This is a genomic window from Corynebacterium sp. UBA2622 (genome assembly GCF_002339505.1).
GTDB lineage: Bacteria > Actinomycetota > Actinomycetes > Mycobacteriales > Mycobacteriaceae > Corynebacterium.
Genome location: NZ_DDJO01000015.1, coordinates 1 through 16,528, shown reverse-complemented (window position 1 = coordinate 16,528; position 16,528 = coordinate 1). Strand labels below are relative to the sequence as shown.

Sequence of the window (16,528 nt, the reverse complement as noted above, 5' to 3'; positions counted from 1 at the left end):
TTATCCCTTGTTGCGCAGGTAGCGCAACGCCACGCGGGTGGACTGCTCCGCGGCACCGCGCAGGACGGGGTCGACATCGTCGTAGATGGCGTCGACAAGCGTGCTCACGTCCACATCGTTGCCGCGCTCGGCGAGCACCTCGCGGATCTGCTCGAGGCGCTGGTTGCGGCGGTCGATGTACTTGCGGGCGTACGCCGAGAGGTCCTCGCCCTCGGGCCCGTGGCCCGGCAGCAGGGTGATGCCCTTGCCCTCCTCCTCGAGCATGGCCAGGGTGTCCAGGTAGGCACCGAGGTCGCCGTCGGTCTCGGAGATCATGGTGGTGTGGCGTCCCGCGATGGTGTCACCCGTGATGATGCCCTCGAGCTGATCCTTCTCCACGTCGTTGGTGTAAACGAAGTAGGACACGGAATCCATCGTGTGGCCGGGCGAGGCAACGACCTTGACCTTCGGGGTCACGCCCTCGACGGAGATGACCTCGCCGTCCTCGAGAGCCTCCCCGCCGTAGGTGTAATTCGGGTCGAGGGCCCGGACGGGCGCGCCCGTCAGCTGGCGGAAACGCTGCGCCCCGTCGGCGTGATCGTGGTGGCGGTGGGTCAGCAGGATGAGCGCCACTTTGTCCGCCTTAGCCTGCAGGACATTGAGGTGCCCCTCGTCCTCCGGGCCCGGGTCGACGACGATGCTGTACTCGTCACCCGGCGCACGGATCACCCAGGAGTTCGTCCCCTCCAGGGCCGCGTAGCTCGGGTTCGGCGCGAGGACCACGGCGGCGGACGGCGTAACCGGGCGCAGTTGGCTGTAAGCGGGATGCTGCATAGCGTTCAGCCTACCGTTTTGTGGTGCGTTTTCTAGTCGCGGCAGCCGTTGAAATGCCCTACACCCCGCGTCCGCCCCTACTCGTCGGACGCGTTCAACTCCACTATGAGCTCCAGCTCCACCGGGGCGTCCAGCGGAAGCGCCGCCACCCCGACGGCGGAGCGGGCGTGGGCTCCGGCCGCGCCGAAGATTTCCCCCATGAGCTCGCTCGCGCCGTTGACCACCGCCGGCTGGCCGGTGAAACCGGCGTCGGAGGAAACGAAGCCGACCAGCTTGAGCACGCGGGCGACGTTGTCGATGCCCACGAGATCGTCCACGGCGGCCAGGGCGTTGAGGGCGCACTGCCGCGCGAGGAGGGCGGCCTCTTCCGGGTCCACCGCGGCGCCGACCTTGCCCGTCGCGGGCAGGGAGCCGTCGATGAGCGGGAGCTGCCCCGATGTCCACACCTGATTTCCCACCCTCACGGCGGGAACATAGGCGGCGACGGGCGCGGCCACCGGGGGAAGGTCAATGCCGAGTTCCGCGAGCCGCCGGGTCCACGTCTGCGCCATCGTCTACTCCTGCGGCCGCTTCATGTAGGCCACGAGGTTCTCGGGCGTGGGGCCCGGAACGACAGCGACGAGCTCCCACCCGTCCTCGCCCCAGGTATCGAGGATCTGTTTCGTGGCGTGCGTGAGCAACGGAACCGTTGCGTATTCCCATTTCGTCATGCTGTCACCCTACCTGCTCGCCGCGCCGTGTCAGGGGCCGTCGGGGGATCGGAGCACCGCCGCCGCGGGTGGGTCGCAACGCTAGAGACCGAGGACCTCGCCGCCCTCGGCGAGGTGGGTGGCCCAGTCGGTGACGTGCGGGTTCTTGCGCAGGACCGAGCGGCGCTGACGCTCCGTCAGTCCGCCCCACACACCGAACTCCACCCTGTTGTCCAGCGCGTCCGCGCGGCACTCCATCAGAACGGGGCACCGGCGGCAGATGGCCGCGGCCTTGCGCTGCTCCGCACCGCGGACGAACAGCGCGTCCGGATCGCCGGAGCGGCACTGCGCCAGGGTGACCCACTCTCCGCGGTCGAGCACCAGATTGCCGGCCGAGTCGCACTTGCGGGGCGTGTCCTGGCGCAGGGCGGTGGCGGCGTAGGCATCGTGGCTGAGAGTGGCTGTCATAGATGTCTCCTTAACGAAGATGCGAATGACCCGCGGGCGGATCTTTGGGGGCTTCACGGGCCGGGGCCATAGACCCGCTTCCTGTGAAGCTTTCCCAAACGGAAGTAATTGTGCCTGTAAGTGTATTCACACCAGTTAACAGTTGTCGAATGCATCACACGTACAGGGGGGAATGACTGTTACCCCACATGTCCCGCATCCTTTAAGGTAAGGGGGGTGTCCGCACTCACCTCTCTCGGCAAACTCCTCCTGGCCCTCGTGGCCGCGGGGCTGACCATCGCCCTGTGCCTCGCCCCCGTGGCAGGGCTGGGCGGGATGGCCGTCGCCCGTACGGACGAGACGATGCGCTCGAACCTCTCCGACCTCACCGGCGGGGACGTGCCCGGCGTAACCACCGTGACCGATGTCAACGGCAATCCGATGGCGTGGATCTACAAGCAGCGCCGCTACGAGGTGGGAAGCGCCGATATCGCGCAGAGCGTCAAGGACGCGCTGGTCTCCACCGAGGACCGCCGCTTCTACGAGCACGAGGGCGTGGACATGCAGGGTTTCGCCCGCGCGATCGTGACCAACCTGCTCGCCGGCGGTGTGGAGCAGGGAGCCTCCACCATCAACCAGCAGTACGTGAAGAACTACCTCTGGCTGGTCGATTCCGAGAACGACGACGAGGCCCGGGCCGCGACAGAGCAGTCCATCCCCCGCAAGCTGCGCGAGATGCGCATGGCCTCCGACCTGAACAAGACCCTGAGCAAGGACGAGATCCTCACCCGCTACCTCAACCTCGTTTCCTTCGGCAACCACGCCTACGGCATCGAGGCGGCGGCGCAGACGTACTTCGGCACCTCCGCGCGCGACCTCACCGTCGAGCAGAGCGCCCTCCTCGTCGGCCTGCTGCAGTCCGTCGAGTACCTCAACCCCTACACAAACCCGGACGGGGCCACGCAGCGGCGCAACACCGTACTGGACAACATGGCCAGCCAGGGTTACCTGCCCCAGGCTGAGGCGGACCAGCTCGCCGCCGCCCCGCTGGGAATCCTCCCCGAGCCGCAGGGGCTTCCCGACGGCTGCATCGTCGCCGGGGACAACGGCTTTCTCTGCGACTACGCCCTGCACTACCTGGAGGAGAAGGGCCTTCCCCAGGAGGAGTTGGAGCGCGGCTCCTACACCATCACCACCACCCTGGACCCGCAGATCCAGGCCAACACCGTCCAGGCGGTCCGCTCGGCGGTGAGCCCCCACGCCGACGGGGTAGCCGAGGTGCTCAACGTGATCCGCCCGGGAGAGAACTCCCGCGACATCGCGGCAATGGCTTCCTCGCGCTACTACGGCCTCGACCTGGATCAGAGCCAGACGATCATGCCGCAGCCCGCCTCCCTGATCGGCAACGGCGCCGGCTCGGTGTTCAAGATCTTCACCGCGGGTGCCGCGCTGGAGCAGGGTATGGGCCTGGACACGATGCTGAACGTGCCCACCCGCTCGGTGGTCTACGGCATGGGCGCGGGAGGAGCCGCGAACTGTCCGCCCGGTGCCTACTGCGTGGAAAACGCCGGCACATACCCGGCCCAGCTCAGCCTGCGCGACGCCCTGGCGCAGTCCCCCAACACCGCCTTCATCGACCTGATCCAGAAGGTGGGGGTGAAGCCGACCACCGACATGGCGGTGCGGCTCGGCCTGCGCTCGTACAAGGACAAGGGCACCTTCGACGGTGACCGCTCGGTGGTCCAGGCCGCGCAGGACGAGAACATGGGTTCCTTCACCCTGGGCCCCACGGCCGTGAACGCACTCGAGCTGTCCAACGTCGCGGCCACCCTGGCCTCCGGGGGTAAATGGTGCGAGCCGAACCCCGTGGTCAGCGTGAAGGACAAGCGCGGCCAGGAGGTCTTCATCGACCGCCCAGAGTGCGAGCAGGCCGTCAGCCCCGACATCGCCGGTGCGCTCGCGCAGGGCATGTCCGAGGACGCTAAGAGCGGCACCGCCAAGCGCGCCGCCCAGGCCGCCGGCTGGACCACCCCGGTCGCCGCCAAGACCGGCACCACCGAGTCGCACCAGTCCTCCGCCTTCCTCGGCTTCACCCGCGGTGTGGCGGGCGCGCCCTACATCTTCAACGACGGCACCACCACCGCCCCCCTGTGCACGGGCCCCGTGCGGCAGTGCGGCGAGGGCACGCTCTTCGGCGGCAACGAGGCGGCGGACACCTGGTTCCGCATGGCCTCCTCCGTCCCCGGTGCCCGCGACGCGGGTCTGCCCGAGTCCAACCAGGTGTTCAACCGCGGGACCCGGCGAACCACGGTGGACCAGGTCACCGGCATGAACATGTCGGAGGCCCGGAAGAAGCTCGAGGCGGAGGGGTTCACCGTCACGGTCAAGGCGGTCAACGGCAACGGCGTCCCCCGCGACACCGTCGTCTCCGCCGACCCGGCCGACCCGTCCCTCGCACAGGGCAGCCTGATCACGCTGAACGTCTCCAACGGCTCGCCGGCCCGCCCGACGAGCACCGCGCCCGCACCGGCCCCCGCGCCGCTGCCCGTCGTCCCGCCGGCGAACCTGAACGATCTCACGCAGCAGCTTGACGACGCACGAAACGCCCTCAACTCCATCCTCGGCGGTTAGGAGCGGGGCGTGGCGGGCCGGGGTTCCGACCCCGGTTCGGAAGGGCTACGCCAGGCGGGCCCGCACGGCATCGGAGAGGCGCTTGCCGTCCGCGCGGCCGGCGGCCTTCGCGGTGGCGGCCTTCATGACCTGTCCCATGTGCTGCATCGAGTGGACGTCCAGCTCGGTGAGGATGCCGTCGATAAGCGTGGAAAGCTCCTCGTCGGTGAGCTGCTTCGGCTGGTAGCCCTCGAGGATCTCGGCCTCCGCGAGCTCGGAGGCGGCGAGCTCCTCGCGCCCGTTGCTGGAGTAGATGCCGGCGGATTCGCGGCGCTTCTTGATCTCGCGGGCGATGATCTTCTGGATCTCGTCGTCGTCGACCTCGTGCTTCGTGCCCTCGGTCTCCGCGGTCTGGATTGCCGCCAGCAGCATGCGGATGGTGCCGGTGCGCTCCTTCTCCTTGGCCTTCATGGCTTCCTTCAGGTCTGCGCGGATCTTGTCCTTTAGCTCGCTCATGTGTCCGAGAATACGCGACGCGAGCGTGGGCGAACCCGCATTGGGCGGCCTGTAACGTGGAAGAAGTGAACACGCCGAGAAAATCCCTGCCCGCCCGCGCCGCCCGCCTCGCCGCGGGCACCGCCGGTGTCACCGCAGCCACCGGGGCCGCCGCGCTCGCCTGGGGCGTCAGCCAACTCACCGATTTCCGGCTCAAGACATACGAGCTGCCGCTGCTCGCGCCGGGTGTGCTCGACGGGAAGGGTTCCTTCGACGTGCTGCACGTGTCGGACCTGCACATGATCCCGGGTCAGCGGCGGAAGGTGGAGTTTGTCCGGTCCCTCGACGCGCTCAACCCGGACCTGGTGGTCAACACCGGTGACAACCTCTCCGACGAACGCGCCGTGCCCTGGGTGCTCGATGCCCTCGGCCCGCTGCTCGACCGGCCGGGCGCCTTCGTCTTCGGCACCAACGACTACTGGGCCCCCCGCCCGGTCAACCCGTTCAAGTACCTGTTCGATTCCAAGCGCACCCCCTCGTACGTGGACCTTCCCTGGGAGGGCATGCGCGCGGCGTTCGCGGAACGCGGATGGCGGGACGCGACCCACAGGCGCCTGGAGTTCAAGGCCTCCGGCGTTCGCCTCGCCCTCGCCGGCGTGGACGACCCCCACCACGAGCTCGATGACTACTCCGCGATCGCCGGAGAGCCCAATCCCGATTCCGACCTCTCCATCGCGCTCCTGCACGCGCCTTATCGACGCCCCCTCGACGCCTTCGAGGCCGACGGTTACGCCCTGGCCCTCGCCGGGCACACCCACGGCGGCCAGATCTGCCTGCCGGGCGAGCGCGCGCTAGTGACCAACGCCGACATCGACCGCGGGCGCGCCTCCGGCCTGCACCGCTACGGCCGGATGTGGCTGGAGGTCTCCAACGGGCTGGGCACGTCCAAATACGCGCCCGTGCGCATCTTCTGCCCGCCCTCGGCCACGCTGATCCGCATTACCGAACGACGCTGACCTCGTGTTTTGGGCTTTGCGGCGGGCTGGATTAGAGTATCTTCAGTAACGCGCGCCGCAGGGCGCGGGAGACAACCGGGATATGGCGCAGCTTGGTAGCGCGCTTCGTTCGGGACGAAGAGGTCGCAGGTTCAAATCCTGTTATCCCGACCACACCAAAAACCCGCTGGCACAAGCCAGCGGGTTTTTGGTGTGCACCGAAGCTTACGCCCGTACGGGCGCGCGTTTGTCCGCACCCATCCGACCCGCCAGACCGAGCGCGGCCGCGGCGGCACCGAGGGCGATACCGGCCCACAACACCGTGGCGGATCCGCCATTGCCGGCCGCGGACAGCGCCGCGGTGGACCAGTGCATCGGCAGCGCCGCGGACACCACGGCGGCGGCGTGGGTGACGGAACCCGAGGCGGCGGTCTTCCACACCCAGCCGACGAAGCCGACCTGGGCTGCGACGAGCACCGCGGAGACCACCGCGCCGGCACGCACGCCAAAACCGGCCATGAGCAGACGCGACAGGCCCGCCGAGGCGAGGACACCCACCGCGGACGCGAGGAAGGCGACGGCCAGCGCGGCCGGGCCCATCCCCACCCCGAGGATGGCCACGAGGATGAAGCCGAGGAGGGCGAAGAAGGCCCCTCCCCCGCCGAGGATCCACCACCGGTAGCGGGGGAGGGCGAGAGAGAGCGCCGCCGAGGCGAAGCCGCCCACCAGCAGCAGGGCGCTGACGAGCATCGCGGCAAGCGGGGCGAGGGCGGATGCCGGCGCGCCCTCCTCCGCCGCGCCGGTGGAACCGGCCGCAGGGGCCGCCGCCGGGATGGCGCGGCGCACGTTGTCGATCTTTGTGGAGGTGAGCCCCGCGACCTGGTCGAGCTTCTGTGAACCCTCCCGGAGCTCGCCGATGCCCGCCCCGGCCGCACCGGCCCCGTTGTTGAGCTCCCTGAGCCCGCTGGCCAGCTGCGCGGAGGCGTTCGTGGCCGTGTAGATGCCGTCGTGGTAGGCGTACCCCGGCACGGAGAGCTGGTTGGCCACCTCCCGGGAACCGTTCTTGAGCTGGTTCATCTGCGCAACGATGTCGGGGGGAAGCTGCGCGCTCGCGGCCTGTCCGCGCAGGTTGATCAGCGCGTCGCGGGCCTTCACCACCTCCGGGTCGCGCGCGTCCTTCATGCTGCCGAGGGCGTTGTCGATGCCCGCGACCACCTGGCCACGCACCGCCTCCACGCCGGCAACCTGGTCCACGACCCCGCCCACGGCGTCCGCGACCCGGGTCGCACCGCCGGCGAGCTGACCGGTCCCGGCCTGGAGCTGCACCATCCCGTGGGAGAGCTCCTGTGCTCCGGAGTTGGCGGAGGCGATGCCGTCGATAAGCTGCTTCGAGCCCTCGTCGAGCTTGCCGACGCCGTCATTGAGCTGGGCGGTTCCCTGGGTGAGGAAACCCGCCTGCGTGGCGGCCTCCCCCACCGCCCGGCGCGCCTCCACGAGGTTGTCCGGCCCGGGTGCGGTCGCGGGGGCCCCGGTCGGCGCGCCGTCGGAGGCCGCCGACGTCCACGTGCTCGCGGGGCTCAGGGGGAGAAACGCCCCGACGACAAACAGGCCCACCGCGGGCAACACACGCCATTTCATGCTAGGGAATATATCCCGGTGTCCAGGTCAGTCGGACCAGGCGCACCGGGGGCGGTGCCGGCGGGTTATGCGGGTGCAACCCGAGTTGTTAGGGCGTGTCCGGGCAAGTTGCTACCCTTTAACTTGTTTTTCCGTTCCCTACTTACAAGCTGCTGACTAGCTTTGGAGAGGCCCGCATGACATTACCTCTCGTGCTCGCATTGGTCGGCCTGGCAGTCCTGCTGTCGCCGGTGCTGGTGCGGATCATGGACAGAAGGGCGGGGTGGCCGCTCGGTCTGATCCTCGCCGGCGCCGCCGCCGTCCTCGGGCGCGAGTACCCGCGCGTGGCGGACGGGGGGAGCCTCGACTGGGTGGTTCCGTGGGCGCACGACCTCATGGGGCCGGGGACGCAGGTGGACTTCGCGCTGCGCGCCGACGGCCTGAGCATCTTCTTCGCCATGCTGGCCCTGGTCATCGGCGCGGTGGTCATGATCTACTCCGCCGCCTACCTGCCGGCGAAGTCGGGGAACACCAGTTTCTACACCATCATGACGGCCTTCACGCTGTCCGTCCTCCTCCTGGTGCTCGCCGATGACGTGGTCCTGCTCTTCATCAGCTGGGAGCTCGTCTCCCTCGCCTCTTTCCTTCTCATCGCCCGCTCCGGTTCCTCCGGTGAGGCCGGTTCCTACCGCACGCTGATCCTCACCTTCTTCGGCGGCCTGACGCTGCTCGCGGCGCTCGGCACCGCCTCAGTGGCGGCGGGCACGACGCGACTGTCCGGCATCCTCTCCTCCGGGGTTTTCGCCGACAACCCGGGGCTGACCTCCGTGGTCGCGGTCCTCATCGCGGTCTCCGGCTTCACCAAGGCCGCGCAGTTCCCCTTCCACTTCTGGCTCCCCGAGGCCATGGCCGCCGCCACCCCCGTCTCGGCGTTCCTGCACGCCGCCGCCGTGGTCAAGGCGGGCATCTACCTCCTGCTTCGCTTTTCGACGCTCTTCGACGACGTTGCCGTATGGAACTGGCTGCTGCTGGTGGTGGGCCTGTCCACCGCCATCATGTCGGCGCTGTTCGCCATCACCAAGACCGACCTGAAGCACCTCACCGCCTACTCGACGGTCTCGCACCTGGGCTGGATCGTCGCCGCCATCGGCGTGGGCAGCGAAATCGCGCTCGCCGCGGCGCTGCTGCACACCCTCGCCCACGCGCTGTTCAAGTCCTCCCTGTTCATGCTCATCGGCGTGGTGGACCACGAGGCGGGCACCCGCGACGTGCGCCGCCTGGGCCGCCTGTACGACAAGATGCCCTTCACCTTCGCGTCCATGACGGTCGCGGCGGCCTCGATGGCGGCTGTCCCCCCGCTGTTCGGCTTCGTGTCCAAGGAGTCAATCCTCACCGCCTTCGAGGAGGCGCCGGGTGGGGCGGTGCTGCTGGTCGTCGCCGGCTTCGCCGCGTTCCTCACCTTCGTCTACTCCTCCAAGATCATCTTCGGCGCCTTCTTCGACGGGCCCCAGGACATGACAGGTGTCCACGAGGCGCCCGTGGCGCTCTGGCTGCCTGCCGCGCTGCCGGGTCTGACATCCCTGGTCCTGCCCTTCATGCTCGGCGCGGTGGACAACCCCGTCAGCGCAGGCGTGCGGGTGATCACGGGCGACCGCGGCTTCACCACCCACACCGCGCTGTGGCACGGCCTCACCGCCCCCCTGCTCGTCTCCGTCGTCGTTCTGGGAGCGGGCGTGTCCGTCCTCTTCGTCCGCGAGCGGATCTTCGCCGCGGTGGATAACCGCCAGCTGCTCCCGCGCAGCGGCAACGACATCCTGGTCACGGTCAACAACGCGCTGACCCAACTCGGCCGCGTCGTCGGTTCGCTCGCCGACGGCCTCAACCCCTCGCGCCACCTGGCGTGGCTGGCCTCGGCCGTGGTGACGCTGGGGCTGTCCACCCTCCTGCTCACCGACGGCATCGACGGCGTCCACCCCGCCGCGCGCACCCCCGGCCAGACGAACTGGTGGGACCTGCTGCCCTTCGCCATCATCGCGATGTCGGTGGGCGGAATGGTCTTCAGCCGCAGCCGGCTCGGCGCCGCAGTTCTGCTGGGCACCACCGGCGTGGGCATGTCCCTGCAGATTCTTCTGCTCGGGGCGCCGGATGTGGCGCTGACGCAGCTGGTGGTTGAGTCGCTCACCGTCGTGGTCATCATGGTGGTGCTTCGCTACCAGCCCCGTGCCTTTCCCAAAACCCCGGTCAACCGCCAGTGGCTCGCCATCGGCCTGGCCGTCCTCGCGGGCATCGTCGCCTTCGCGGGTGTGTACGGCCTGACCGGCCGCCGCGAGCGCTCGGAGCTGTCCATGTGGTACCTCACGCACGGCGGGGCACTCACGGGCGCGGACAACATCGTCGCGGTGATCATCGTTGAGTTCCGTGGCTTCGATACCCTGGGCGAACTCTCCGTTCTCGGCATGGCGGCGGTGGTCATCCTCGCGGTGACCCAGTCCATGCCTCGCCACATGTTCGAGGCCGGCACACGCCCCCGCCCCTTCGGCCAGTCGCAGCTGAACTCCATGCCGCTGCGCAAGGGTGCCGCGCTGGTGGTTCCGGTGCTGATCGTCCTGTCCGTGCTGATCTTCTTCCGCGGCCACACCGCCCCGGGCGGCGGCTTCGTCGCGGCCCTGGTGATGGCGACCGCCTTCGCCCTGAGCTACCTCTCGCGCGGCGCGGACGCCTACGTGGTCAAGGTGGCCACTCCGGCCCGCCTCGCGGCCTGGGGCATCATCATCGCCATCAGCTCGGGCTTCCTCGGTTTCCTCGAGGGCGGATTCATGTACGCCATCCACGGCGAGATCGCCGGGGAGCACATGACCACCTCGCTCATCTTCGACTTCGGCATCTACCTCGCTGTGCTGGGCATGATCACCCAGGCCATCAACCAGCTGGGCGGTTACCTCCGGCCCGGCACGGAGGTGGAGAACCTGAGTTACCGCCGCGACGGGGCCAACCCGCTTCCCGACGTCCCCGACCCCGAACGGCCCGAGGAAGTGGCCAACCCCCACCCAGACCCGATCAACCCGGCCGACGACCCGCAGCCCCTCGCGGCGCAGGAGGGTAAGAACAAATGATCATGGCCCTGACCATCGCTGTCCTCACAGCCGGTGCCGTCTACCTCGTGATGCAGCGCGGCATGGTGCGCATCGTCTTCGGGATGTCACTGTTCGGCCACGCCACCAACCTCACCCTCCTGGCGGCGGGCGTGGGCACCTGGCGCGGGGAGGACTTCCCCTCCCGCACCCCGCTGGAGAACATGTCCGACCCCCTCCCCCAGGCCTTCGTGCTCACCGCCATCGTCATCTCCATGGCGACCACGACGATCCTCCTCATGATGTCCTCGCTGGGCAAGGACGACGACACCTTCGACCGGCCCGTGGAGGCCTCCCCGGGTTACGACCGCAACCGTCTCAGCCCGTCCGCCCTTTCCACGGCCGGCCGCACGGCCCGCCTGAACCCCAAGAAGCTGGAGGAGATCCACAGCATGAAGACCAAGGAGGCGAAGAACGTATGGAAATAAACGCCGTCCTGCCGGTCTTCGTCGCGCTGCCGCTGATCGTCTCCGCCATCACGGTCCTCAACCCGTGGAAGAGGCTCAACGACGCGCTGTCCATCCTCATCCCCGCCATCAACCTCGCGGGCGGTGTCTGGCTCTACGCCTACACGGTCGCCCACGGCACGGTTGCCCACGTCATCGGCCTCTACCAGGGCGGGGCGGGCATCTCCTTCGCCGCCGACCAGTTCTCCGCCGTCATGCTCATCACCACGATGCTGGTGGCTGGCACGGCCAACTGGTTCGCCGTGGCCGCCGGAGAGACGGAGGCGCGCTACTACACCCCGCTGACCCTCGTCCTGGTGACGGGTGTCAGCGGCGCGGTCCTCACCGCCGACCTGTTCAACTTCTTCGTCATGATCGAGGTCATGCTGCTGCCGTCCTACGGTCTGATCGCCATGACGGGTTCGCGCTACCGCCTCGTGGCCGCGCGCATGTTCGTCCTGGTCAACCTCGCGGCATCAACCCTGCTCGTGATGGGCGTGGGGTACATCTACGCCGTCACCGGGGCGGTGAACCTCGCCTCCCTGCGCGGTGTGGCGGCCGGCAACGGCCCCGTCACGGTGGCGGCGGGCATCGTCGTCATCGCGATCGCGGCCAAGGCGGGGGTGTTCCCGGTGCATACATGGTTGCCGCGTTCGTACCCGTCGACAAGCGCCGCCGTGATGGGCCTCTTCTCGGGCCTGCACACGAAGGTGGCGGTCTACATGCTCTTCCGCCTCTGGGTCATGGTCTTCGACATGGACCCGAGGTGGAACACCCTGATCGTGGTGATCATGTGCATCTCCATGATCATCGGCGGTTTCGCCGGCCTGGCCGAGGCGACCGTGCGCCGCGTGCTCGCCTACCAAATGGTCAACGGCATGCCGTTCATCCTGGTGATGCTGGCCTTCACCAGCGACGACCCGCGCCGCGCCCTCGCCGCAGGTCTGCTGTACACGCTGCACCACATGATCACCGTCGGCGCCCTCGTGCTCAACACGGGCGCGATCGAGGAGACCTACGGCACGGGCACCATCTCCAAGCTGGCGGGCCTGGCCCGCCGCGACCCGCTGACCTCGGCGGTCTTCGCCGCGGGTGCACTGTCGATCGTCGGCTTCCCGCCCTTTTCCGGTGTCTTCGGCAAGGTCGCGGTGGTCTTTGCCGCGGCGATGCCCGGTGACTGGCGCAGCTGGGTGGTCATCGGCGCCATCATCGTCGCCTCCTTCGGCGCGCTGCTGTCCATGATGCGTGTCTGGCGCGAGGTGTTCTGGGGCCGCCCCATGCAGCACTACCCGGAGGCCCTCAACGTGCGCCCCCGCCTGCTCGCCCCCTCGGCTGCGCTGATGCTGCTCTCCGTGGCGATGTTCCTCGGTGCGGGTCCGCTCTGGGGTGCGTGCACCTCCGCGGTTGACGCGCTGCTCGACACGGACACGTACACCAGCGCCGTGCTTGGCGACGACCCGATCGGCGTCCCCGACGCCGCCACTCTCCAGGGAGGCCAGAACTAATGGCTCTGAAAGGCATCGGCCACGCGCTGGGTTACGGCGCCTGGATCATCAAGGAGATCTTCTCCGCGGGCGTATCCACCTCGCTCGCCGCGTTCAAGCCCCAGTCGGGCATGCACCCGATCATCATCTTCTACCCGCTGCGCGTCACCAGTGACTGGGAGCGCTTCTGGTTCTCCACCTCCATCACCGCGACCCCCGGCACCATGTCCATCGGTTTCCGGCACGACCCGAGCGGCGCCGACCGGAAGATCCTTCTGGTCCAGGCCGTCTTCGGCGAGGATCCGGTCGGCCAGATCGAGGGGCTCATCGATATGGAGGAACGGGTGGCCCCCCGGGTCGCTTCCATCCCCCTCGACCCCGCCTCCGTTGTGTGGCGGCCCTACCACGACCTCGGCCCCGACCAACCGCCCCGGCACCTTCCGCCCGCTGAAAGGCTGGATTAGACGAAATGTTTGTTTCCATCATCACCGCCTGCATCGTTGTCATGGCTGCCTGCCTCTTGGTGGGCCTGGCCGCGGTCATCCTGACCAGGGACGAGCTTTCGCGCGTCGTCATGGCGGACCTGATCTTCTACACGATGGTCGCGATCTACCTGTTGTGGACGTTGTTCCACAGCTCCATGATCTCCTACGAGATCGCGGTCCTGTCCGGGCTGGTCTGCGGCGCCATTCCAACCCTGTCCATGGCACGCATCATCTCGAGAGGGCGGCGCTGATGTCCATCTGGGAAACCGTCGTCGCCGCCCTGGCGGTGATCGCGACATTCTTCACGGTCGCCACCACCATCCTGCAGCTGCGCGCTCCCGACGCCCTGACGCGCGCCAACCTCCTCGGCCCGCTGGTCTGCGTGGCGTTCCCCATCCTCATGCTGGCCAAGCTCATCTACTCCTGGTCCACCACCGGGTTTTCGCTCAACGAGTTTCTCCGAGCCCTGATCGCCGTCGCGGGGGTGTGGATCATCGCCTCCGTGGCCACCTTCGTCATGGGTCGGTCGATCTACGGCGTGACGGTCGTCGATAAGGCATCGGGCGATAACTGACCCGCTCCGCGCACGCTGAAGGCCCGCTCCCCGGTTATCCGGGAGGCGGGCCTTCAGCGTTGACGGGAGTCAGGCGATTACGCGTTGGTCTGCGGCTTCGCCTTCTCCGGCTGGGTCTGGCGCTTGCGGGCGAGCTCCGCGCGCAGCTTCTGCTCCAGATCCTTGTCCACGTTGCCCCAGTACTCGAACACGCGCTCCTCGACGTCCTTGTGCTCGATCGGCATCATCTTGTTGGTGATGTTGTTGACGAAACGCTCCTTGGCGGCGTCGTCGAACACCTCACGGTAGAGGGTGCCGGCCTGGCCGAAGTCGTCGTCCTCGGCGTGCTTGACGTAGGCCGCGCGGACCAGGTCGGTGCCGTGCGGGTCCGGGTTGACGTAGAGGTTCTCCGCCTGGCCGTAGTCGGTGTGGTTGGAGGAGGAGTCCTCACCGTTGTCCAGGTAGCCGGCACCCTTCTCGGTGCGGTTGGGCGAGTAGTTCGGCTCACCCTCGTTGTTGAAGAAGTACGCCATGCTGCCGCGCTCGGAGTACGTGTTCACGTCGTTGATCGGGCGGTTGACCGGCAGGTCCTTGTAGTTCGCGCCGATGCGGTAGCGGTGCTGGTCGGCGTACGCGAAGACGCGGGCCTGGAGCATGCGGTCCGGGGACAGGCCGACACCGGGGACGATGTTGGCCGGGTCGAGCGCGAGCTGCTCGATCTGGGCGTGGTAGTTCTTCGGGTTGCGGTTGAGCACGAAGTAGCCCACGTCCACCAGCGGGTAGTCCTTCTGGGACCAGACCTTGGTGAGGTCGAACGGGTTGAAGCGGTAGTTCTCCGCGTCCTCGAACGGCATGATCTGGACCTTGACGTCCCAGATCGGGTAGTCGCCGCGGTCGATCGCGTTGTAGAGATCCTGGCGGTGGTAGTCGGCGTTCTTGCCGGCCATCTCCGTGGCTTCCTCGTCGGTGAAGGTCTCCCAGCCCTGGCGGGTCTTGAAGTGGTACTTGATCCACACCGGGGTGCCCTCCTCGTTGACCCACTGGAAGGTGTGGGAGCCGAAGCCGTCCTGGTTGCGGGTGGTCTTCGGGGTGCCGCGGTCACCGAGCAGGTAGGTCACCTGGTGAGCGGACTCCGGGGTGCGGGTCCAGAAATCCCACTGCATCTCGTCCGAGCGCAGGCCGGTGTTCGGCTGGCGCTTCTGGGAGTGGATGAAGTCCGGGAACTTGATGCCGTCGCGGAGGAAGAACGTCGGGGTGTTGTTGCCCACGATGTCGTAGTTGCCGTCCTCGGTGTAGAAACGCAGCGCGAAGCCGTGGACATCGCGCCAGGTGTCCGGGGAACCGGCCTCACCGGCGACGGTGGAGAAGCGGCCGACCATCGGGGTGACGGCACCCGGCTGGAAGAGCTTCGCCTTGGTGTACTTGGAGACGTCCTCGGTGATGTGGAGCTCGCCGAAGGCGCCGTGGCCCTTGGCGTGGGGGATGCGCTCCGGGACGTTCTCGCGGTTGAAGTGCGCGAGCTTCTCGATGAGGTGGATGTCATCGAGAACGTTCGGGCCCTGACGGCCTGCGGTCGCCGAGATGTTCTCGGAGGCGACGGGCTGGCCGCTGAGCTGGGTGGTCTTACCGCTGCCTGCAGGGCGCTCGCCGCGTGCGACGATGTCCTGAGCCTTGGACTGGTCTTGCATGTTTGTCGGCCTCCTCTAAATCTTTAGAAAAGATTTAATTATTAGTGTCGGACAATTGATATCCTACGCCACCGGAATAGCCCCAGCAACGGGTTTCAGGTTTCTCACATGCATTCGTCACCATGAATGGGGCGCGGGCACCGGCTGGTACTGTTCCACCTGTGAGCAGCAGAAACAACGATTACGTCACCGAGCTGGCCCTCCGGGCCGGGCGCGGCGACGAGGCTGCTCTCTCCGAATTCATCCGGGAAACGCAGGACGACGTCTGGCGCCTCCTCGCCCACCTCGCGGGGCCCGAGCACGCCGACGACCTGACCCAGGAGACCTACCTGCGCGTCCTCGGGGCCCTGCCCCGCTTCGCCGCGCGCTCCTCGGCCCGCACCTGGCTGCTCTCCCTCGCCCGCCGCGCGTGGATCGACTCGGTGCGCCACGACATGGCGAGGCCCCGCAAATCCGCCACCGAGTACGACGATGTCGCTGCTCTCGAACCCAGCCTGGACAACCCCAACACCTGGTCCGAGCTCATTGACGCCCGCGCGCTTCTCGACGCCCTCCCTGCCGAGCGGAGGGAAGCCCTCATCCTCACCCAGGTGCTCGGCTACACCTACGAGGAGGCCGCACGGATTTCGGGCGTGCGCGTGGGGACGATCCGCTCCCGCGTCGCCCGGGCGCGCCGCGACCTCATCGAGGGCGCGGAGGCCCAGTAACTGCGGACGTGCCGGGAGAGGTCTGGCCCCCGGTCGCTGACGGCGGGCAAGGATCCCCCCTGGGGGCAGACATTCTTGAAACGGATCGACCCCCAGCCCTTCCGATCGGGGGCCGGGGGTCCGGGTCCGCGCTATCTACGTGGCCGGGGAAACCGTCTAGCTGTCAGAACGCGGCCTGCGGCGAACAAGGGCCGCACCGGCGATGACAGCGGCGATGCCGATGGCAACCCACACCAGCGTCATTCCGGAAACACCGGTGTTGGCCAGGCCATTCCGCTGCTTCTGCGGCTGGCCCTGCTGGGTGTTACCCTGCGGGGTGTTACCCTGCTGGCCCTGCTGGGTGATGCCCGGCTGGCCCGGCGTGTTAC

The 16,528-nt window shown here is 68.0% G+C and carries 17 protein-coding genes and 1 tRNA gene; 10 read left to right on the top strand and 8 right to left on the bottom strand.

Annotated elements, in window-relative coordinates; translation table 11 throughout:
• The 4 genes from B3611_RS06825 to B3611_RS06810 all read right to left on the bottom strand — a co-directional run bounded on the left by B3611_RS06825 (nucleotide 1) and on the right by B3611_RS06810 (nucleotide 1,970).
• Entirely contained in the window at nucleotides 1-813 is an 813-nt protein-coding gene (locus tag B3611_RS06825) for an MBL fold metallo-hydrolase (RefSeq protein ID WP_291314335.1), read from the bottom strand.
• 77 nt (nucleotides 814-890) lie between these two features.
• Nucleotides 891-1,364, bottom strand: coding sequence for a RidA family protein (locus B3611_RS06820; protein ID WP_291314334.1), 474 nt, complete (start codon nucleotides 1,362-1,364; stop codon nucleotides 891-893).
• Nucleotides 1,365-1,367: 3 nt separating this feature from the next.
• The gene (locus B3611_RS06815) at nucleotides 1,368-1,523 is read right to left on the bottom strand and encodes a DUF4177 domain-containing protein (RefSeq protein ID WP_291314333.1); all 156 of its coding nucleotides are present in this window, start codon (nucleotides 1,521-1,523) and stop codon (nucleotides 1,368-1,370) included.
• Between the two features lie 81 nt (nucleotides 1,524-1,604).
• Nucleotides 1,605-1,970 carry a WhiB family transcriptional regulator gene (locus tag B3611_RS06810; RefSeq protein ID WP_291314332.1) on the bottom strand — a complete coding sequence of 122 codons (366 nt, stop codon included), beginning with the start codon at nucleotides 1,968-1,970 and terminating at the stop codon, nucleotides 1,605-1,607.
• A gap of 216 nt (nucleotides 1,971-2,186) precedes the next feature.
• On the opposite strand from B3611_RS06810, the gene B3611_RS06805 reads away from it, so the two are divergent.
• Nucleotides 2,187-4,580, top strand: a complete 2,394-nt coding sequence (locus B3611_RS06805) for a transglycosylase domain-containing protein (RefSeq protein WP_291314331.1) — start codon at nucleotides 2,187-2,189, stop codon at nucleotides 4,578-4,580.
• Between the two features lie 45 nt (nucleotides 4,581-4,625).
• Here B3611_RS06805 and B3611_RS06800 read toward each other — a convergent pair whose 3' ends face one another.
• Nucleotides 4,626-5,075, bottom strand: a complete 450-nt coding sequence (locus B3611_RS06800) for a GatB/YqeY domain-containing protein (RefSeq protein ID WP_291314330.1) — start codon at nucleotides 5,073-5,075, stop codon at nucleotides 4,626-4,628.
• A gap of 86 nt (nucleotides 5,076-5,161) precedes the next feature.
• On the opposite strand from B3611_RS06800, the gene B3611_RS06795 reads away from it, so the two are divergent.
• Together B3611_RS06795 and B3611_RS06790 are read left to right on the top strand one after the other, a co-directional pair.
• A complete protein-coding gene (locus tag B3611_RS06795) occupies nucleotides 5,162-6,070 on the top strand; it encodes a metallophosphoesterase (protein ID WP_291314354.1) in 909 nt (302 codons plus the stop codon).
• A gap of 76 nt (nucleotides 6,071-6,146) precedes the next feature.
• Nucleotides 6,147-6,223 (top strand) — tRNA-Pro (locus B3611_RS06790).
• A gap of 51 nt (nucleotides 6,224-6,274) precedes the next feature.
• On the opposite strand, the gene B3611_RS06785 is transcribed toward B3611_RS06790, so the two are convergent.
• A complete protein-coding gene (locus tag B3611_RS06785) occupies nucleotides 6,275-7,687 on the bottom strand; it encodes a hypothetical protein (protein WP_291314329.1) in 1,413 nt (470 codons plus the stop codon).
• Nucleotides 7,688-7,863: 176 nt separating this feature from the next.
• On the opposite strand from B3611_RS06785, the gene B3611_RS06780 reads away from it, so the two are divergent.
• The 6 genes from B3611_RS06780 to B3611_RS06755 are packed head-to-tail and all read left to right on the top strand — an operon-like array spanning nucleotide 7,864 to nucleotide 13,786.
• Nucleotides 7,864-10,779, top strand: a complete 2,916-nt coding sequence (locus tag B3611_RS06780) for a DUF4040 family protein (RefSeq protein WP_291314328.1) — start codon at nucleotides 7,864-7,866, stop codon at nucleotides 10,777-10,779.
• A complete protein-coding gene (locus B3611_RS06775; RefSeq protein WP_291314327.1) occupies nucleotides 10,776-11,225 on the top strand; it encodes a cation:proton antiporter subunit C in 450 nt (149 codons plus the stop codon). The genes B3611_RS06780 and B3611_RS06775 overlap by 4 nt, the downstream gene beginning before the upstream one ends.
• The gene (locus tag B3611_RS06770; protein ID WP_291314326.1) at nucleotides 11,216-12,748 is read left to right on the top strand and encodes a monovalent cation/H+ antiporter subunit D family protein; all 1,533 of its coding nucleotides are present in this window, start codon (nucleotides 11,216-11,218) and stop codon (nucleotides 12,746-12,748) included. Before B3611_RS06775 ends, B3611_RS06770 begins: the two co-directional genes overlap by 10 nt.
• Nucleotides 12,748-13,191: a monovalent cation/H+ antiporter subunit E gene (locus B3611_RS06765; RefSeq protein ID WP_291314325.1), complete on the top strand. Its 444-nt coding sequence runs from the start codon at nucleotides 12,748-12,750 to the stop codon at nucleotides 13,189-13,191. The genes B3611_RS06770 and B3611_RS06765 overlap by 1 nt, the downstream gene beginning before the upstream one ends.
• Nucleotides 13,192-13,196: 5 nt before the next feature.
• Nucleotides 13,197-13,463, top strand: coding sequence for a cation:proton antiporter (locus B3611_RS06760; RefSeq protein ID WP_291314324.1), 267 nt, complete (start codon nucleotides 13,197-13,199; stop codon nucleotides 13,461-13,463).
• On the top strand, nucleotides 13,463-13,786 hold the full coding sequence (locus B3611_RS06755) for a Na+/H+ antiporter subunit G (protein WP_291314323.1): 324 nt from the start codon (nucleotides 13,463-13,465) through the stop codon (nucleotides 13,784-13,786). The genes B3611_RS06760 and B3611_RS06755 overlap by 1 nt, the downstream gene beginning before the upstream one ends.
• A gap of 77 nt (nucleotides 13,787-13,863) precedes the next feature.
• On the opposite strand, the gene B3611_RS06750 is transcribed toward B3611_RS06755, so the two are convergent.
• Nucleotides 13,864-15,453 (bottom strand): catalase, encoded by a 1,590-nt coding sequence (locus B3611_RS06750; RefSeq protein WP_291314322.1) that lies wholly within the window; start codon nucleotides 15,451-15,453, stop codon nucleotides 13,864-13,866.
• A gap of 161 nt (nucleotides 15,454-15,614) precedes the next feature.
• Between B3611_RS06750 and B3611_RS06745 the strand changes: the two genes are divergently transcribed.
• Entirely contained in the window at nucleotides 15,615-16,160 is a 546-nt protein-coding gene (locus tag B3611_RS06745; protein WP_291314321.1) for an RNA polymerase sigma factor, read from the top strand.
• Nucleotides 16,161-16,316: 156 nt separating this feature from the next.
• Here the strand turns inward: B3611_RS06745 and B3611_RS06740 are convergent.
• Nucleotides 16,317-16,528: LPXTG cell wall anchor domain-containing protein (locus tag B3611_RS06740; RefSeq protein WP_291314320.1), on the bottom strand; the 212-nt coding region annotated here is incomplete at its 5' end.